This window comes from Chitinibacter sp. S2-10 (assembly GCF_046530675.1).
Classification (GTDB): Bacteria; Pseudomonadota; Gammaproteobacteria; order Burkholderiales; family Chitinibacteraceae; genus Chitinibacter.
The window spans coordinates 278,544-296,559 of sequence record NZ_CP172558.1 but is presented as its reverse complement, the minus strand read 5'-3'; the positions used below and the strand labels follow the sequence as shown (position 1 = coordinate 296,559).

The 18,016-nt window shown below is 55.5% G+C and carries 16 protein-coding genes; 14 read left to right on the top strand and 2 right to left on the bottom strand.

What is annotated here, in order from left to right; all coding sequences use genetic code 11:
• Positions 1-23: 23 nt before the first annotated feature.
• The gene (locus ACG2XO_RS01405; protein ID WP_410499060.1) at positions 24-860 is read right to left on the bottom strand and encodes a fused MFS/spermidine synthase; all 837 of its coding nucleotides are present in this window, start codon (positions 858-860) and stop codon (positions 24-26) included.
• A 79-nt stretch (positions 861-939) separates the two neighbouring features.
• Here ACG2XO_RS01405 and ACG2XO_RS01400 point away from each other — a divergent pair, with 79 nt between their 5' ends.
• Both ACG2XO_RS01400 and murI read left to right on the top strand, forming a co-directional pair.
• Positions 940-2,607, top strand: coding sequence for a SulP family inorganic anion transporter (locus ACG2XO_RS01400; RefSeq protein ID WP_410499059.1), 1,668 nt, complete (start codon positions 940-942; stop codon positions 2,605-2,607).
• A 75-nt stretch (positions 2,608-2,682) separates the two neighbouring features.
• Positions 2,683-3,492: a glutamate racemase gene (murI, locus tag ACG2XO_RS01395; RefSeq protein WP_410499058.1), complete on the top strand. Its 810-nt coding sequence runs from the start codon at positions 2,683-2,685 to the stop codon at positions 3,490-3,492.
• Between the two features lie 54 nt (positions 3,493-3,546).
• Here the strand turns inward: murI and ACG2XO_RS01390 are convergent, their stop codons facing one another.
• Entirely contained in the window at positions 3,547-3,750 is a 204-nt protein-coding gene (locus ACG2XO_RS01390; RefSeq protein ID WP_410499057.1) for a hypothetical protein, read from the bottom strand.
• Between the two features lie 168 nt (positions 3,751-3,918).
• Between ACG2XO_RS01390 and ACG2XO_RS01385 the strand changes: the two genes are divergently transcribed.
• From ACG2XO_RS01385 to katG, 12 genes are all read left to right on the top strand, one after another.
• Entirely contained in the window at positions 3,919-4,287 is a 369-nt protein-coding gene (locus tag ACG2XO_RS01385) for a CidA/LrgA family protein (protein WP_410499056.1), read from the top strand.
• Positions 4,284-5,027: an LrgB family protein gene (locus tag ACG2XO_RS01380; RefSeq protein ID WP_410499055.1), complete on the top strand. Its 744-nt coding sequence runs from the start codon at positions 4,284-4,286 to the stop codon at positions 5,025-5,027. The genes ACG2XO_RS01385 and ACG2XO_RS01380 overlap by 4 nt, the downstream gene beginning before the upstream one ends.
• A 48-nt stretch (positions 5,028-5,075) precedes the next feature.
• Complete coding sequence (locus ACG2XO_RS01375) at positions 5,076-5,459, top strand: hypothetical protein (RefSeq protein WP_410499054.1); 384 nt, start codon at positions 5,076-5,078, stop codon at positions 5,457-5,459.
• A 166-nt stretch (positions 5,460-5,625) separates the two neighbouring features.
• Positions 5,626-6,831: a TolC family protein gene (locus ACG2XO_RS01370; RefSeq protein WP_410499053.1), complete on the top strand. Its 1,206-nt coding sequence runs from the start codon at positions 5,626-5,628 to the stop codon at positions 6,829-6,831.
• Positions 6,828-7,391 carry a hypothetical protein gene (locus ACG2XO_RS01365; RefSeq protein WP_410499052.1) on the top strand — a complete coding sequence of 188 codons (564 nt, stop codon included), beginning with the start codon at positions 6,828-6,830 and terminating at the stop codon, positions 7,389-7,391. Before ACG2XO_RS01370 ends, ACG2XO_RS01365 begins: the two co-directional genes overlap by 4 nt.
• Positions 7,384-8,487, top strand: coding sequence for an efflux RND transporter periplasmic adaptor subunit (locus tag ACG2XO_RS01360; protein WP_410499051.1), 1,104 nt, complete (start codon positions 7,384-7,386; stop codon positions 8,485-8,487). Before ACG2XO_RS01365 ends, ACG2XO_RS01360 begins: the two co-directional genes overlap by 8 nt.
• A gap of 166 nt (positions 8,488-8,653) precedes the next feature.
• Complete coding sequence (locus tag ACG2XO_RS01355; RefSeq protein ID WP_410499050.1) at positions 8,654-11,854, top strand: efflux RND transporter permease subunit; 3,201 nt, start codon at positions 8,654-8,656, stop codon at positions 11,852-11,854.
• A 35-nt stretch (positions 11,855-11,889) separates the two neighbouring features.
• Positions 11,890-12,270: a hypothetical protein gene (locus tag ACG2XO_RS01350; RefSeq protein WP_410499049.1), complete on the top strand. Its 381-nt coding sequence runs from the start codon at positions 11,890-11,892 to the stop codon at positions 12,268-12,270.
• 128 nt (positions 12,271-12,398) lie between these two features.
• The gene (locus tag ACG2XO_RS01345) at positions 12,399-13,919 is read left to right on the top strand and encodes a multicopper oxidase family protein (RefSeq protein WP_410499048.1); all 1,521 of its coding nucleotides are present in this window, start codon (positions 12,399-12,401) and stop codon (positions 13,917-13,919) included.
• 122 nt (positions 13,920-14,041) lie between these two features.
• Positions 14,042-14,467 (top strand): DUF411 domain-containing protein, encoded by a 426-nt coding sequence (locus ACG2XO_RS01340; RefSeq protein WP_410499047.1) that lies wholly within the window; start codon positions 14,042-14,044, stop codon positions 14,465-14,467.
• 185 nt (positions 14,468-14,652) lie between these two features.
• The gene (locus ACG2XO_RS01335) at positions 14,653-15,429 is read left to right on the top strand and encodes a ferritin-like domain-containing protein (RefSeq protein ID WP_410499046.1); all 777 of its coding nucleotides are present in this window, start codon (positions 14,653-14,655) and stop codon (positions 15,427-15,429) included.
• A 351-nt stretch (positions 15,430-15,780) separates the two neighbouring features.
• Entirely contained in the window at positions 15,781-17,979 is a 2,199-nt protein-coding gene (gene katG / locus ACG2XO_RS01330; RefSeq protein WP_410499045.1) for a catalase/peroxidase HPI, read from the top strand.
• Positions 17,980-18,016: the final 37 nt, after the last annotated feature.

The window sequence follows — 18,016 nt, the reverse complement described above, 5'->3', positions numbered from 1 at the left end:
TGTTCGCAAGGTGCGGGTCAGAGTTAGGTATGTAATTTGCGTAATTGCTGTTCGAGCTGGCTAAACGGCTCGAGCCCGTCGTCGGCGTGCAGCGCGCGAACCATGCGCTGGCCGAGCGAGGGCAGATCAATGCTGTGTTGTCGCGCAATCTGGCGGCAGCGTTGCTGCAGGGCTTTGATTGATGGCAACCGACCCCGGTTAAAGCCATAAACAATCCGGTTGGCGCAGCCGTCCGAGCCGATCGCGATGGCGGCGTCGTCAAAAATCGTCCGGATTCTGGCGTAATAGCTGTCAAAACGCGAGTCACTTCCCCAAAGATTGACGACCAGAATGCCGTCCGACGCGAGTTTGGCGCGGCACAGGTCAAAAAACACCGTACTGGCGATATTGTCGGGCATGCCCTGAGGGCCGTAGGCGTCGATCATCAGCACGTCAAAGGGGGTCGTTTGTTCCTTAAGCCAGTCGGCACCGTCAGCGCAATCAATCTGTAGTCGCGGGCTGTCGAGTGGAATCAGAAAATGCGGTGCCAGATCGATGACGCGCTGGTCAATTTCGGCGACGCTGATCCGCGCTTCGGGCAAATGGTAATGACAATATTTGGCCAGCGAGCCGCCACCCATACCTATCATGCCGATGTGATGGGTATGTGTCTGTATCATGCAAAAACCAAGCATTGCACGCGTATACCCAAGGATAAGATGATTGGGCTGCTGGCGTTTCATCCGGCTCTGCACGGTATGCAGGTCAAACATCAGCGATACTTCGTCGCCTTCGTCGTAAACGAAAGGCTTGCCGGTTTCGGTTTCGGCGAGCAGGGCGGCAAAAGTGTCGGCAAAAGTGTTTGTAAATGCGTTATTCATGGTGTCTAAAATTGCGCCGATTTGTCCTGCCTCGTTCTGCAGCGCTACACTGAGCTGAAGAAGTCACGAGCGGCGACAAATGATTGCGATCTGGGAAGCGAAAAAAGCGGGTTTGCTACAGCGGCAGCACATCTTACCTAATTTGATTGCCGGCGTGGTGGTTGGCGTCGTTGCTTTGCCACTGGCGATGGCATTTGCAATTGCCAGCGGTGCCAAGCCGGAGCAGGGCATTTACACCGCGCTGATTGCCGGAATCGTCGTCGGATTGTGCGGCGGCAGCCGGGTGCAGATCGCCGGACCTACCGGCGCATTTATCGCAATTCTGGCGACCATTACCGCCGAGCATGGCATTGTCGGGCTTGAAATTGCGACGATGATGGCCGGCTTGATTCTGCTTTTGATGGGGCTGGCCAAGCTCGGTGCGGTCATCAAATTTATTCCGTCGCCGGTGATTGTCGGTTTCACCGCCGGTATCGGCGTGATTATCTGGGTCGGGCAATGGCCGGCTTTTTTCGGGATAGCAAGCCCTGGCTCGCAAGCGGCGCATTTTCATCAAAAGCTCTGGCTGATGCTGCAAAGCTTGCCGCAACTGCATCCGGCAACGAGTGCTCTGGCGGCACTGGGCTTGTTTTTGCTGCTGATCAACCCGCATATTCCATATCTGAAAAAACTGCCCGGGCCGCTCGTCGCGATGCTCGTCGTGACTTTACTGCAATATCTGGGGCAGTTTGATGGTGTGGCAACGATAGGCTCGGCTTTTGGCGGTATTCCGCAAGGTTTGCCCAATTTTGCCTGGCCCGATATAACGCTGGCGCGTCTGCTTGAGCTAATCGGCCCGGCGTTTACCATTGCAATGCTCGGCGCAATCGAATCGCTGCTGTCGGCCGTCGTCGCCGACGGCATGGCAGGAACGCGGCATGACTCGAATCAGGAGCTGGTCGGGCAGGGGCTGGCCAATATGCTGATCCCGCTGTTTGGCGGTTTTGCCGCGACCGGTGCGATTGCGCGTACCGCGACCAATATCCGCAATGGCGGCAATAGCCCGCTGGCATCGATTGTGCATTCGATCGTGTTGCTGCTGATTTTGCTGATCCTCGCGCCGCTGGCAGCGAGCATTCCATTGGCCGTGCTGGCGGCCATTCTGTTTGTCGTCGCGTGGAATATGAGCGAAGCCAAACATTTCATCCATATGTTGAGCCACGCGCCGCGTGCCGATGTCGCGATTTTGCTGATCACTTTTTTGTTGACGGTATTTGCCGATCTGGTCGTTGCGGTCAATATCGGCGTGATTCTGGCGACAATGTACTTCTTGCGCAAAATGGCCGCGGCGGTTGAAGTCGCACCGCAAGATGAAAAAACACTGGCGATGGATTTGCTGAGCCAGGGCATGATGAGTTTGCCCAAGGGCGTGCTGGTTTACTCAATCGAAGGACCATTTTTCTTTGGCGCAGTCGAGAATTTTCAACGTGCACTGCAAAGCACACACACCGACCCTGTCGTGCTGATTATCCGGCTGTTGCGCGTTCCGTTTATCGATATGACCGGCTTGCAGACGCTCGAAGAAGTGATTGCCAGTTTGCAGCAACGCGGCGTCGTCGTAATCCTGTGCGAAGCCAATGCCACGGTGGATGCACGGTTACAGCGCTCAGGCCTCTTGAGCACGCTGAAAGCAGAAAACCTGCTGCCAACGCTGGCGGCGGCGATCAACCGGGCTGATGGTCTGAGTCAATCTCTATATCGGGAATAATCGCCGCTGCCTATTTGCTCAGGTGCGGGTAGAATGGCGTTTTTCTCCAGATCGCCGACTTCGGCCGATTTTGCCATGCAACCATCTCTTCCTTCACATCCGATTGGCGTTTTTGATTCCGGCGTAGGTGGTTTGACTGTCGTACGCGCGCTGATGGATCGATTGCCGTTTGAAAATATCATTTATTTTGGCGATACCGCGCGCGTTCCCTACGGCGTGAAATCGGTCGCGACGATCGAACATTACACGCAGCAGATTGCCAATTTTTTGCAGCAGCAGCAGGTCAAAATGCTGATCATTGCCTGCAATACGATGGCAGCGGTCGCCGCTGACAAAGTGCGTGCTTCGGCGCGCGTTCCGGTGCTCGACGTTATCGAAGCCGGCGCTAAAAATGCCGTAGCGCACACCAAAACGGGCGGCATCGGCGTCATCGGTACGCCGACGACGATCAATTCGAATGCCTATGCACGTGCGATCCATCAGCTCAACCCGGCAACGCGCGTTTATTCACAAGCTTGCCCGCTGTTTGTTCCGCTGGTCGAAGAGGGCTGGCTCGATCATGCCGTCACCCGGCTGACCGCACAGGAATACCTCAAACCGGTTTTTGTTGAATCGATTGATACGCTGGTGCTGGGATGTACGCATTACCCGCTGATCAAACCGCTACTGCTCGACGTTTGTGGAAACCGGATGCAACTGGTTGATTCGGCGCTGTCGATTGCCGATCAGACGGCTGAAATTCTGCAAAGCAGCGGTCTGGCCAATCCGGCGCATACGATGCCCGAATACCGCTTTGTCGTGACCGACCTGCCGGTGAAATTTCAAACCATCGGCGAGCGTTTTCTGGGGCGCAGTCTGGGCAAGATTGAACTGACCCAGCTTTAAAAAACACAAGCCCGACTGGATCGGGCTTGGGGTGGTGAGGTCGTTTCAGTTGCTTTATGCATAGCGTCGTCGGCTCTGCTGGCGATCAAACAAAATGCATTCAATCGCTTCACGCATCGAGTGAGCTTTGAAGACTGAAAAAGCACTGGGGCGCTGCCTGATCAATTCATGCAAGCCATATTCGAGTGCTTCAAGGTCATGATCTGGCAATTCATACAGCCAGTCATACGGCGTCGAGCCATAGTTGGGTCTGTGCATGGCAATACCTCTGGGGTTGAAAACAAGTCAAATGTAACTTCGATTTTTAACACTAATGTGACGTTGCTATGAGTTGAAGTGCTTACTGATAAGTGGTTGTTTGAATTGACATTTGCTGATCATGACTTGAATCTTTGCTTACACCCGTAAGAAAAAGGAGATCGTGCAATGCTATATGGCGCGAGCATCATATTTGGCGCGCTTTTCGCCGGCGAAGCGCTTACACGGCTGCTCTCTTTATCGATTCCGGGGCCTGTGCTTGGCATGTTGCTGTGCGTCATTTTTGCTGTTTTTCGGCGCGGTTGTGACCGACGAGTGGCTGATTTTGCTTCCCGTTTGTTGCGTTATCTCGGGCTGTTATTTGTTCCTGCTGGCGTCGGTTTGATGACACTGAGCAAGGAAATCAGCGAACACGGGCTGGCTTTGCTGCTGACTATGGTTGTTTCAACGCTGATCACAATGGGAGTCACTGCGCTGGTGCTGCAATGGCTGTTGCGGCGCAATAAAACAGCGACCTCTCAGGACAAAATTTCATGAACTGGAGCTGGAACGGATTGACAGTCTGGCACTACCTGACGCCTTTGTTCTGGCTGGGTTTGACGCTGGCCGTTTATGCTTTGAGCGAACAGATTTTCCGGCGCAGTCGCGGCCTGGCCTGGGCGCAGTCCTTGCTGCATCCGGTGCTGCTTGCTGTGTTGCTGCTGATTGCAATACTGCAGTATGGCGGCGTGAGTTATTCGCAATATTTTGCCGGCGCCTATCCGCTGCATCTCTTGCTCGGGCCTGCGACCGTAGCGCTGGCCGTGCCGCTGTACGCTAATTTGCCGCACATCAGGCGCTATTTTGCCCCGCTGCTGATTGCGCTGCTTGTCGGTTCGCTGGTCGGTATTTTGTCGGGAATGCTGATTGCCTACGCACTGGGATTGTCGCCGCAAATGATCGTGTCGATTGCGCCCAAATCGGTGACGACGCCGATTGCAATCGCTCTGGCTCAGCATGCGGGCGGCAATGTGTCACTGGCGGCCGGTTTTGTCATTCTGACCGGGATTTGTGGCGCCGTGCTTGCAGCCCCGCTATTTAGACTTTTGCGCATCGACGATGAAATCGCGCAGGGCTTTGCGATGGGCGTCGCCGCGCACGGCGTGGGAACTTCTCGTGCCTTGCAAATGTCCGAGATCACAGGGGCTTTTGCTGCGCTGGCAATGGGGCTGAATGGGGTTCTGACCTCGCTGATTTTGTCGCTGGTGCTGAGCGGCTACTTTTATTGGCTGCCATAAGTACTGTTTACGTAAAGTCCGGATTACTGTTAAGCTGATGCGATGCGAATGCTGCGATTTTTCTTTTTCTGTGTCATGACCATTGTGCTGCCGGTTAATACCGTGCTGGCACAAATGCCTGCGCATGCAGCGCAGCAAAGCAGTCATCGTCATCAGGCGGCTTCCCATTCTGATTCGCTATCGCCTGCTTCGGCGCACAGCACCGTGCATTTGCATCAGGGCTTATTCGGCCAGCTACAGGAACATCTGCACGATACCGTTCCACAAAATGACTGCATTAAAGCATGCCAAGCCATGCCAAGCTCGGCTCTGATCGGTTTGAGTTTTACCGCCCTTGTTCCGATTTCTGCTGTCTTTGTCTGCCAGCCGGTGACTGCGCTGGCGAGTCTCAGCATCTCCCCGCTCGAAGATCCCCCCCGATCACGCGTCTGATTTCATCCTGACAGGCCGTTGAAAAACTGCTGCGAGACTTGAAATCTGCTGGCGCGGTCCTCGCTACGGTTTTAACTGCCTGTTCATCCGATATTCCCCCGGCTCATCGTCCTGTACGAAGACCCACGAGGAATCACGTTCTATCAACGATGACAGGTTACTTCAGATGCAATCGAAACGATTTCATTCGTCGCTATTGTGCGGCGTATTGATTGCAATGCCGCTGCACGCGGCAACAATCAGGCAGGCGTTTGAGCTGGCTACGGCGCTGGATGCGCCCTTGTTGGCGGCTCAGCAAAGCAAGGCTGATCTTGCTTTGCACAATGCCCAGGCCTTAACGCCTGAACCTTTAACACTCGCTATTTCCGGCAAATCCTCGCTGGAGCAGCGGGATGCGCCGTCTTTTGGTGCGCGTGAATACGAGGCCGAGCTAGGGATTCCACTGTGGCAATGGGGGCAAAAAGAGCGTCTTTATACTCAGCTCAAGGCCAGTGCGGATTTTGATCAGCAGCAATTACTGCATCAGCGTTGGCAATTGGCGGGCGAGCTGCGCGAAGCCGTCTGGACTGCGCGGCTGGCACAGCATGATGCGCAGCTGGCCAGCAGCAAAGTGGCGGCTCTACAAAAACTGGCCGACGATGCCGCGCGTCGTTTGAAATCGGGCGATATTGCGCCGCTCGATTTCAATCTGGCACAAAACGCGCTGTTACAGGTGCGACTGGGCGAACAGCAGGCGCAGCAAAGCGCCGTCGATGCCGAGCGGCAATTTCAGGCTTTGCTGGGCGATCATCAGCTTGCCCTGCCGGATGAAGATGAAGTCGTATCGGCCGATTTGAGCGCTGCCCATCATCCCCAGTTGCAACAATTAAGCGCGCAGCAAGCGCTGGCTCGTGCCCAGCTGATTCAGGCGCAAAGCGATACTCGCGCAGCGCCCGAGCTGGCGGTGACGCTGACGCGCGAACGCGGCTCGCAAACCGAGCTTTATCAGCATCTGGGCAAGCTGGCGATCAAAATCCCTTTCGGCAGCGATGGGCGTACACAAGTGCAGATCGCCAGCGCCAATAGCGAGCTGATTGCCGTGCAAACGGCAATGCAACGCACCCAACAGCTAGTTGCCGCGCAGCAAGCGACTAGCCTGCAGGCGATGCAGCACAGCGAGCGCGCACTGGCGCTGTTTGAACAGCGGCAAAAACTGGCGGCTGAGTCGTGGCAATGGCAACAGCGCAGCTACAAAGCCGGACAGATCGGGTTGGCGGCTTTTCTGAATGCACAAATTGATTATCTAGACAGCGAGTTTGCGACGCAGCGTGCCCGGCTCGAATTGGGGCGTACACGCTCTCGTTATTTACAAGTCATGGGGGTATTACCATGAAGCAATTGTTAGTATTGATCTTTGGGCTGATACTTGGCTCGGTATCTTGGGCGCATGGCGATGAAGATCACGGCGGTCAGCCGCATTCCGAGTCGCCGCATTCCGAGTCAGTTTCTGTGCAAGCCGGTTTGATTCAGACCAGCGCGCAATCGCCTGATTTTGAATTGCTCGCCAGCATCGAAGGCGAAACGCTAACCGTTTACCTCAACCGGTTTGCCGACAATAGCCCGGTTGCCAATGCCGAAATTGAAATCGAGAGTGGTGCATTCAAGGCCAGACTTAAACCGGTGTCCGGGGCGGGAGACGGCGTTTATCGGGTTTCCGCCGCTGCGCTCGCCCAAGCGGGTGAGCACGCACTGGCATTCACCATTATCGCCGGCGAGCAATCCGACCTACTCGACGCCACGCTGAAAGTCGCTGCGCCGCCCGCCATCTCAGCCATCACCGCAAGCAGGTCATCGAACACATTGATCGCCGTCGGCGCCGGGCTTGGCACTGTTGCCGCCTTGATCGTTCTCGTCGTGATACTGCGTCGTCGCAAGGGAAAACATCATGCATAAATTCATTGCTTCATCGCTCATTCTGATCGCGAACCTGATCCTGTTACTGAGCGGCAACGCGCTGGCGCATGGCGGTGAAGACCACGCTCATCCGGAAAACGCAGTGACTGTCGGTGTGGCAGGCAATAAGCCACAACGTTTGCCCGATGGTCGCGTCTATCTGCCCAAGGCGACGCAATATCAGCTGGGAATTCGTACCCGGCTGGCGGTGCAAGCCAGCGCGGCCAAATCGATTGAACTGAACGGCCATGTGGTGATGGACCCCAATCGGGGCGCACGAATCCAGCCCAGCAGTGGCGGCCGGATTGCTGCGCCTCAAACCGGTCTGCCCATGCTCGGCAGTGCCGTGAAAAAAGGCCAGATTCTGGCCTGGGTGAAGCCCTCGCAAAGCGGTTTTGAAGCCGCACAGCAACAGGCCGAGCTGGGCGATGTGCGTAGCAAACTCAAATTGGCCGAGCAAAATTATTCCCGTTTGCAAGAGCTGGCAGGCAGTGTGCCGCGCAAGGAGATCGAAGCGGCAGCGGCTGAGCTGAGCGCAGCGCGTACCCGCGCTGCGGCGCTGTTGCAAGCTGGTGCGGGCGAGGCCTTGCGCTCGCCGGTCAACGGTGTGCTGGCGTCGAGCAATGTGATCAACGGTCAGATGGTCGATCCGGGAATGGTGCTGTTTGAAGTCATAGACCCGAAAGGCTTACAGATCGAAGCGCTGGCTTACGATCCGGCGCTGACCCGGCAGATTGATTCGGCTGCATTGCAGGGCAGCCAATTGCGCTATCTGGGTGGTGCGAGTGTTTTGCGCGATGGCGCTTTGCCGCTGCTGTTTGCGCCACTCGAAACGCTGCCTCTGGCGCTGGGCCAAGTCGTCAAAATCGTCGTCCAGACGCGCGAGGTGCACAGCGGCGTGATACTGCCTGCCGCCTGTGTGGTCAGGGATTCGGCTAATCAACCGGTGGTGTGGTTGCTTGAACAGTCACAGGTCTTGCGCGCCGTGCCAGTGGGCGTGATGCCGCTCGATGGCAAAAACGTGCTGATCACTTCATTGAAGGCCGGAAGTCGTGTCGTTACGCAAGGTGCGAATTTGGTCAACCAAATCCGGTGAGAGTGGGCTTAAAAGTGCTGCACATCCCGTGATAGCCGTTCGGGCGGTACTCGCAATCCTCATGTACCTGTGTACATTCCGGTTGCTGCGTTCCGGCCGATCAGCTCTGACGCTCGTTCGCTACTTTTTAGACCTCACTCTCAGGCGTGGGTTGAAAGGATAAAAAATGTTTAACTGGATAGTGAATCACAGCCTGAAAAACCGGCTGTTTGTTCTGGCTCTGGCGCTGGTCATGCTGCTGTATGGCGCATATACCGCCAGCAAAATGCCGGTCGATGTGTTTCCGGATCTGAACAAGCCGACTGTGAGCATCATGACCGAAGCCGGTGGCATGGCGCCGGAAGAAGTCGAGCAACTGATCAGCTTTCCGCTCGAAACGGCGCTCAATGGTATGCCCGGCGTCACCCGAGTGCGCTCGGTGTCGGGCGTCGGCTTGTCGATTGTGTATGCCGAATTTGCCTGGGGGTCCGATATTTACCGCAACCGGCAGCTCGTTGCCGAGCGTCTTGCCGAAGTCAAAGCGCAACTGCCAGCCGGGATCAGCCCGGCAATGGGGCCGATTTCATCGGTGATGGGCGAAATCATGCTGATTGCCTTTCCGATCGCTGCGGAGCAGGGCGATGGTTTGCAGAGCATGGCGGTGCGCGAGTACGTTGATTTTGTTTTACGTCCGCGACTGTTGTCGATTCCCGGCGTCGCGCAGGTGATTCCGATTGGTGGCGAAGTGCGACAATTTCGCGTTGAACCGGATTCAGCGATGATGGCGCAATTATCTATAGGGTATGACGATATAGAAAAAGCACTATCTGGCTTTGCTGGCAATACAAGTGGAGGGTATCTGGAGCAAAATGCCCGCGAGTATCTGATCCGCAATATGGGGAGAACGACCCGGCTGGCTGATATGCAGAATCTGGCGCTCAAGGTCGTCAACGGTCAGCCCATTTTGCTCAAGCAGGTCGCGAACGTGAAATTTGCCCCGGCGTTCAAACGTGGTGACGCCGGTTTTGGCGGCAAAGCGGCGGTGATTGTCAGCGTGCAAAAGCAGCCCAATGCCGACTCGATTGCGCTGACGCAGCAGATCGAGAAGGCACTCACCAGCTTGAGTGCCAGCTTGCCTGCGGGAATAAGCAAACCGCAGATCTCGTTTCGTCAGGCCGATTTTATCGAAGCCTCGATTGATAATGTCAGCGAAGCCTTGCGCGACGGCGCGCTCATGGTGGCGCTGGTGCTGTTTGCCTTTCTGATGAATGGCCGCACGACATTGATTTCGCTGACGGCCATTCCGTTGTCGCTGGCAGTGACTTTTCTGGTGTTCAAGGCGCTGGGATTGTCAGTGAATGTGATGACGCTCGGCGGGCTGGCGATTGCGATTGGCGAGCTGGTTGACGACGCACTGGTCGACGTTGAAAACATTTTGCGCCGCCTGAAAGAGAACCAGCCGCAAGGCGTTGTTGCAACAATCAAGGTGATTGCCAAAGCCTGCAATGAAGTGCGCTCGGGTGTCGTGGTCGCCACGCTGGTCGTCGTGCTGGTGTTTGTTCCGCTGTTTGCCTTGCCGGGTATCGAAGGGCGGCTGTTCGCACCGCTGGGCGTGGCGTATATCACGTCGATTCTGGCCAGCCTGCTGGTCGCGCTGACGGTGACGCCGGTGATGAGTTATTTCCTGCTGGGCGATGTTTTCTCTCGCCCCGCTCCCCTAACCCTCTCCCCGCAGGGGCGAGGGGGATTTTTAGCGTCCGTTGGACGCGTTTTCACTCGTCTGCGGCAAATCCAGCATGGCGATTCGGCGCTGGTGAGCTGGCTTAAACGCTGGGATGCTCGGGTATTACAGGCTTCTTTTGCTCACGTTAAACCAGCGTTGCTGGCGGCGGGTTTGCTGCTGGTGCTGGCGATTGCTTCGCTGCCTTTTTTACCGCGGGCATTTTTACCGGCATTTAACGAAGGCACTTTAACGGTCAGTTTATTACTTAACCCCGGCACTTCACTCTCCGAAGCCAATCGCGTTGGTGCTCTGGCCGAGCGCTTGATCGCGCAAGTACCCGAAGTGAAAAGCGTAGGGCGGCGCACTGGTCGTGCTGAGCTGGATGAACACGCCGAAGGCGTTCATTCGAGCGAAATTGACGTTGATCTGCAGCGCACGGGGGCTGCTCGTTCGCGTGAAGTCATCATGGCGGATATCCGTGCACGGCTTGCTGCATTGCCGGCCACGACGACGGTCGGGCAGCCGATTTCGCACCGGCTGGATCATTTGCTGTCGGGCGTTCGGGCGCAGATTGCGCTGAAAATTTATGGCGACGATCTCGATACACTGCGCGCTCAGGCGGCGGGTTTGCGGGAAAAGCTGGCGGGAATTGAAGGGCTGACCGATTTGCAGATCGAGAAACAGGTGCTGATTCCGCAGTTGAAAGTGCAGCTCGATTATGACCGCGCCGCGCAGCTGGGCGTTGCGCCCGGCAGCTTGCTTAAAACGCTGGAGGCGCTGACCGAAGGCGATACGGTGGCGCAGGTGATTGATCAGAACAAGCGTTTTGATCTGGTGATCCGCCTGCCTGATGCAGCGCGCGATGCGGCAGGTTTGGCCAATATTCTGATCGACACGCCACATGGAAAAGTGCCGCTGTCACAGGTCGCGAGCATTGAAGAGAGCGACGGGCCCAATCAGATCGGTCGTGAAAATGGCCGTCGCCGGATTGTGATTTCAGCCAATACCGATGGTCGTGATATGTCGCAGATCATCGGGCAGATTCGTAGCTTGCTGGCTGAAAATGCCTTGGCGGAAGGCTATTTTGCCAGTCTGGAAGGGCAGTTTCAGGCTCAGGAAGATGCCACACGGCTGATCGCCGGGCTGTCGCTGTTGTCACTGCTGCTGATCTTTATGGTGCTCTATACGCGTTATCAGTCGGCGGTACTGGCCGGCATGATCATGGCCAATATCCCGATGGCGCTGATCGGCAGCGTCATCGCCATGTGGCTGTCCGGTATTACGCTCTCGGTCGCGTCGATGGTCGGGTTTATTACCTTAACCGGCATCGCGACGCGCAACGGGATTCTGAAAGTCAGCCATTACATCAATCTGTGCAAGTTTGAAGGTGAAGTATTCGGCCAGCCCATGATTATCCGCGGTTCACTCGAACGCCTGACGCCGGTGCTGATGACCGCACTGACCGCAGCGCTGGCACTCACGCCGCTGCTGTTTGCTGCCGATGCGCCGGGCAAGGAAATCCTGCATCCGGTGGCCGTGGTGATTTTTGGCGGGCTGATCAGCTCGACGCTACTCGATACTTTGCTGACGCCGCTGATGTTCTGGCTGTTTGGTGAAAAACCATTGCAGCGTTTACTCGACGATCAAACTGAAACAACTTACTAATCGAGCCCGTGGGCTTTTACTTAAAAGGAAATACCATGAAAAAGACACTGATTACTTTATTGCTCTCCATTGGCGTGTTTTCCGGCTTTGTTCAAGCCGATGGCGTGATGAGCGCCAAGCATGGCGGCGTCATGGCCGAAGCGACTTCCGGTACCCGTGCCGAATTGAGTACCGCAGGCAATATGCTGATGGTTTATCTGACCAGCCATCAGGATGAAGCGATTGCCAGCAAGGATTACAGCGCCGAAATCACTTTGCTGAACGGCAGTGAAAAACAGGTGCTCAAGCTGATGCCATCGGGTGATAACTCGCTGATGGCGAGTGGTCAATACAAGGCGGTCGCAGGCACCAAGGCGCTGCTGAAGCTGATCCCCAAAGGCAAGCCGGTTGAACAGTTCCGGTTTGTGCTGAAATAAGTGCAAAACCAAAAGTTCCCACGCTTCGTTACTTCGCCTCGCCGTACTACCTGTACTGTCTTCGGCTTTGTGCCTTGCGTGGAAACTTTTGTCCAGTTACTTAAACCCTATCTGCCAAGGAGTCAATCATGGATCGTCGTCATTTTATTAGCCGTTCGGCTGGGATGGGGCTGGTTTCCTGGCTGTACAGCCAGCCACTCTGGGCCGCCACAGATCACGCGGCACATCATTCCGGAATGGAAACAGCGCAAGGCTCAAGCGGATTGAAAACCGTCCCGGCGATGGATTTGCTGCCCGAATCAAAGCTGGCCTCGGGCTTGCCGCATTTGGCATTGAAACCCTTGCCCAATGCATCAGCAAAGACCGGTACTTTTCAGGCGACGCTGACTGCCGCTGCGCACGAAATCGAGCTGGTCGCCGGGATTAAAACTACTGTCTGGCTGTATAACGGCCAGATTCCGGGCCCATTGATTGAGGCCTATGAAGGCGACGAAGTCGAAGTCCGCTTTGTCAATCAACTTGCCCAAGCATCGACGATACACTGGCACGGGCTGCCGGTGCCGCCAGAGCAGGATGGCAATCCGCAGGACGCCGTGCCAGCCGATGGCGAGCGCGTTTACCGCTTCAAACTGCCAACCGACTGCGCCGGAACTTACTGGTATCACCCGCATCCGCACGGCGACACGCCCGAGCAGGTCTATCGCGGTCTGGCCGGGCTGTTTATTGTTCGCAGCAAGTCTGACCCGCTGGCCGGTTTTGCCGAACAACATCTGGTGATTTCGGATTTAAAACTCGATGCTCAAGGGCAGATTCCCGACAACACCGCCGATGACTGGATGAATGGCCGCGAAGGGCAGTTTGTGCTGGTCAATGGTCAGCGCAATCCGGTTGTGACTATTGCAGGTCGGCAGCGCTTGCGGCTATGGAATGCCTGCAGCGCACGGTATTTGCGCCTGGCAATTCCCGGTCAGAAACTGACGCTGGTCGGTACTGACGGTGGATTGCTCGAAGCGCCAGTGCCATTGAATGAACTGTTACTCGTTCCGGGTCAGCGCGTCGAATTGCTGGTGGGCGACGGCAAAACCGTGCAAACCAGCCTGAAAGCGCTGATTTATGATCGGCAGAAAATGGGTGGCCAGAATATGAACGATATCGTGGCGGAAACCGAAAGAACTTTGGCAACGCTGAATCTGATCGCAGGCCCGACCCCGGCGATTCCGACCCGTTTGCGCCAGATCGCTGATCCGGGCAAAGCGACTGCGCTGAAAAAAGTCGAATTTAGCGAAAAGATGAGCATGGCTGGCGGCGTGCATTCGATGAATTTTTTGGTCAACGGTAAAAGCTATGACATGAACCGGCATGATCTGACCAGCCGCGTTGGTGAAGTCGAAATCTGGGAAGTATTCAATAACTCGCATATGGATCACCCTTTCCATCTGCATGGCACGCAGTTTGTCGTGCTTGATTCCCGGCTTGATGGCAAACGCCGCAACGCACCATTTCGCGCCTTGCACGACACGATCAATCTGCGTCCGTATGAAACGGTACGCATCAAAACCATTCAGCACCATAAAGGCCTGCGGATGTTCCATTGCCATATTCTGGAGCACGAAGGGCAGGGAATGATGGCGCAGTTATTGGTCAAATAAGTGCTAAACCAAACGTTCCCACGCATCGTTACTTCGCCTCGCCGTACTACCTGTACTGGCGTCGCGTTGTGCCTTGCGTGAAAACTTTTGTCCAGATACTTAAACAAACAGGAAAACTAACGATGAAATTCAAATTACTGATGATGAGCGCGTTGTTTGCGCCGATGCTGGCGATGGCTGCAACACCTGCCGGTGTGATGTACAAAGACCCCAACTGCGGTTGTTGCGGCGAACACGCCAAACATCTGCGTGCCGCCGGTTTCAAGATCAAGGAAGAAGCACGGCAGGACATGAGCAGTATCAAGCAGCAATATGGTACTCACGTCGCAGCCAGCTGCCATACGCTGGTGATGCAGGGTTATGCGATTGAAGGCCACGTTCCTGCTGCGGCGATTGCCAAATTGCTCAAGGACAAACCGGCCGCCAAAGGCATCGCCGCGCCCGGCATGCCAGCCCATTCACCGGGAATGGGCGACTACAAGCCGGGAACAGTTGATGTCGTCCTAATCGGCAAGGATGGCTCGGTCAAGCCTTATGGCAAATTCTGAGCAGCTTTGTGAAATGTATTAATGGGTATATTGCTACAGCCATTTTTAGATAATGGCTGTAGCAATATACCCATTATATTTTCTTTGTCTTCTGATCCGCCGTTTTAAAATCTGCCCCGACTTGCCATATTGGGCTTGGCGGTGAATACTGCCGCGATCTGTTTTCCCTTTTTCCGAGAAGTCCCATGTTTGCAGCCGCATTTGCCGCCCTGATGGCGCACGATCCTGATGAAAAAATCCGTTTGCTGGGGCTGATTGATCTGTCTCGACGGGGTTCAGGCGATCCGGTCGTCAAGGTCGACGCGCCAGGTCGACCGGAGCGACCCGCGCTGGTGCCGCCGACAGCTTTGCCGCGCCGCCGTAATCTGGCGCTGGCCGAAAATCGCGCCGCATTATTGCATGCATTTGCGCATATCGAATTTAACGCGATCAATCTGGCGCTCGATGCGATTTACCGTTTTCGCGCTATGCCTGCCGACTATTACGCCGACTGGCTGCGCGTCGCGCAGGAAGAGGCGTATCACTTCAGTTTGTTGCGCGAGCATTTGCGTAGCTTGGGTTTTGATTACGGCGATTTTGACGCGCACAACAGCTTGTGGGAAATGGCGGTACGCACTGACGCTGACGTGATGGCGCGGATGGCGCTGGTGCCGCGGATTCTGGAGGCGCGCGGGCTTGACGCCGTGCCGCCGATACGCGAGAAACTCGCAGCAGTACACGACGAGCGTGCTTGCGAGATTCTCGACATTATCCTGCGCGATGAAATCGGCCATGTCCGCATCGGTAATCGCTGGTATCACTGGTGCTGCGAGCAGCGTGATCTGGCGCCGATTGCAACTTTTGTCGCGCTGCTGCGTGATTACGACGCCCCCAAATTTCGCGGCGCACTCAATCATCTTGCACGCATCGAGGCTGGATTTAGCGCCGAGGAAATGGCGCTGATCGAGTCGCTAAAAACCTGAGTCTCCGTCCGCATTCATCAACAACGACGCACGGTAGCTGCGTCGTTTTTTTTGCCTTTTTCGATATGAAAAAACTAATGCAATTATAAATTAATTTAATTTTAACTATTTAAAAGATGCGCCTATGATGAACTCAGTCTGTTGAATCTGCTGCTTTGTCGTGCAGATCACTTGAAAAATGCTTGTATTTTCAAAGTGATGACTATGCTTAAGCACGCATTCTTCGGCGGTTTTCACTAGCAGATTTTTTATATGTATTAATCCGGTGTCGAGGCTGAATGATGACCGGGCTTATGCCTGGGTAATCACTGATTCGCCTTCGCCGGAGCCAACGAGGTTAAGGAGATTTCCATGTCAAACGAAGCAAAATGTCCATTCTCTGGTGGCGCTCAGACTGTGGCTGCCGCGCAATCGAATGCCAACTGGTGGCCTAATCAACTCAAACTGAGCATCCTGCATCAGCATTCACCCGCGTCCAATCCGATGGGCGAGGATTTTGATTATGCAAAAGAATTCAAATCGCTTGATCTGGACGCGGTGGTCAAGGATCTGACCGCGCTGATGACCGATTCGCAAGACTGGTGGCCGGCCGACTGGGGGCATTACGGTGGCCTGATGATCCGCATGGCGTGGCACGCGGCCGGAACCTACCGCACGAGCGATGGTCGTGGCGGTGCAGGCACCGGCAATCAACGTTTTGCACCGCTCAATAGCTGGCCCGATAACGGCAATCTCGATAAAGCGCGTCGCCTCTTGTGGCCGATCAAGCAAAAATACGGCAAAAAACTGTCGTGGGCGGATTTGTTTATTCTGGCCGGCAATGTCGCGCTCGAATCGATGGGATTTAAAACCTTTGGTTTTGGCGGCGGTCGCGCCGATATTTGGGCGCCGGAAGAAGATATTTACTGGGGGTCGGAAAAAGCCTGGCTGGCAACCAGTGATCAGCCCAATAGCCGCTACTCGGGTAATCGCCAGCTGGAAAACCCGCTCGCCGCGGTGCAAATGGGGCTGATTTATGTCAATCCTGAAGGGCCGGACGGCAACCCTGATCCGGTCGCTTCAGGTCGCGACGTGCGTGAAACCTTCGCACGGATGGCGATGAACGACGAAGAAACCGTCGCCTTGGTTGCTGGCGGCCACACATTCGGTAAAGCGCATGGCGCGGGTGATCCGACTTTGGTCGGTCCCGAGCCCGAAGCTACGCCAATTGAAGAGCAAGGGCTGGGCTGGATTAATCAATTCGGCAGCGGTAAAGGCGTACACACGACGACCAGCGGCATTGAAGGCGCGTGGAAACCGAACCCGACAACCTGGGATCACGGTTATTTCGAAACGCTGTTTGGCTACGAGTGGGAGCTGACCAAAAGCCCGGCTGGCGCGAAACAATGGGTCGCCAAAAACGTGAAGCCCGAGCATATGATTCCGGACGCGCATGATCCTTCGATCAAACATCCGCCAATGATGACGACGGCCGATTTGTCGCTGCGTTTTGATCCGGTGTATGAAAAAATCTCACGCCATTTCCTGCAAAATCCACAAGCCTTCGCCGACGCTTTCGCGCGCGCCTGGTTTAAATTAACTCACCGCGATATGGGGCCGCGCGCACGCTATCTGGGCAAGTTCGTTCCGAAAGAAGAATTGATCTGGCAAGACCCGGTGCCAAAGGTCGATCACCCGCTCGTCGATGAAAACGACATCGCTGCACTCAAAGCCAAGCTGCTCGCGTCGGGCTTGTCGATTTCACAATTGGTGCGCACCGCCTGGGCTTCGGCGTCGACTTTCCGTGGCAGCGATAAACGCGGCGGTGCGAACGGCGCACGGATTCGCTTGGCTCCACAGAAAGATTGGGCGGCCAATCAGCCTGCCGAATTGGCCAAAGTGCTGGCCAAACTCGAGGCGCTTCAAGCTGAGTTTAACGCCAGTGCCACGGGTGGCAAAAAAGTCTCGCTGGCCGATTTGATCGTGCTCGGTGGCGGCGCAGCAGTTGAAGCCGCGGCGAAAAAAGCCGGTGTCGACGTCAAAGTGCCGTTTACGCCGGGCCGGATGGATGCGTCACAAGAGCAGACCGATGTGGATTCTTTTGGCGTGCTCGAACCTGCAGCTGACGGTTTCCGCAACTACGCTCGTGCCGGGCTCGAAGGCGCTGCGGCTGAATTGTTGATCGACAAAGCGCAATTGTTAACGCTCAGCGCGCCAGAAATGACGGTGCTGGTCGGCGGTCTGCGTGCGCTCAATGTTAGCAACGGCTCGCACGGCGTATTCACGCAAAAGCCTGAAACGTTGAGCAATGACTTTTTCGTTAATCTGCTTGATATGGGAACGAAATGGCAGCCATCGGCCACCTCCGGTGTATTTGAAGGACGTGATCGAAAAACGGGTGCAGTAAAAGCCGCCGCCACCGTCGTTGATCTGGTCTTCGGCTCGAACTCGCAACTGCGCGCACTCGCCGAGGTCTACGCGACCAGCGATGCGCAAGGCAAATTTGTCCACGATTTTGTCGCCGCATGGAACAAGGTGATGAATCTGGATCGTTTCGATCTGCATGATTGAATGAGTTGTGAATAAAAAAGCCGACCTTGGAGGTCGG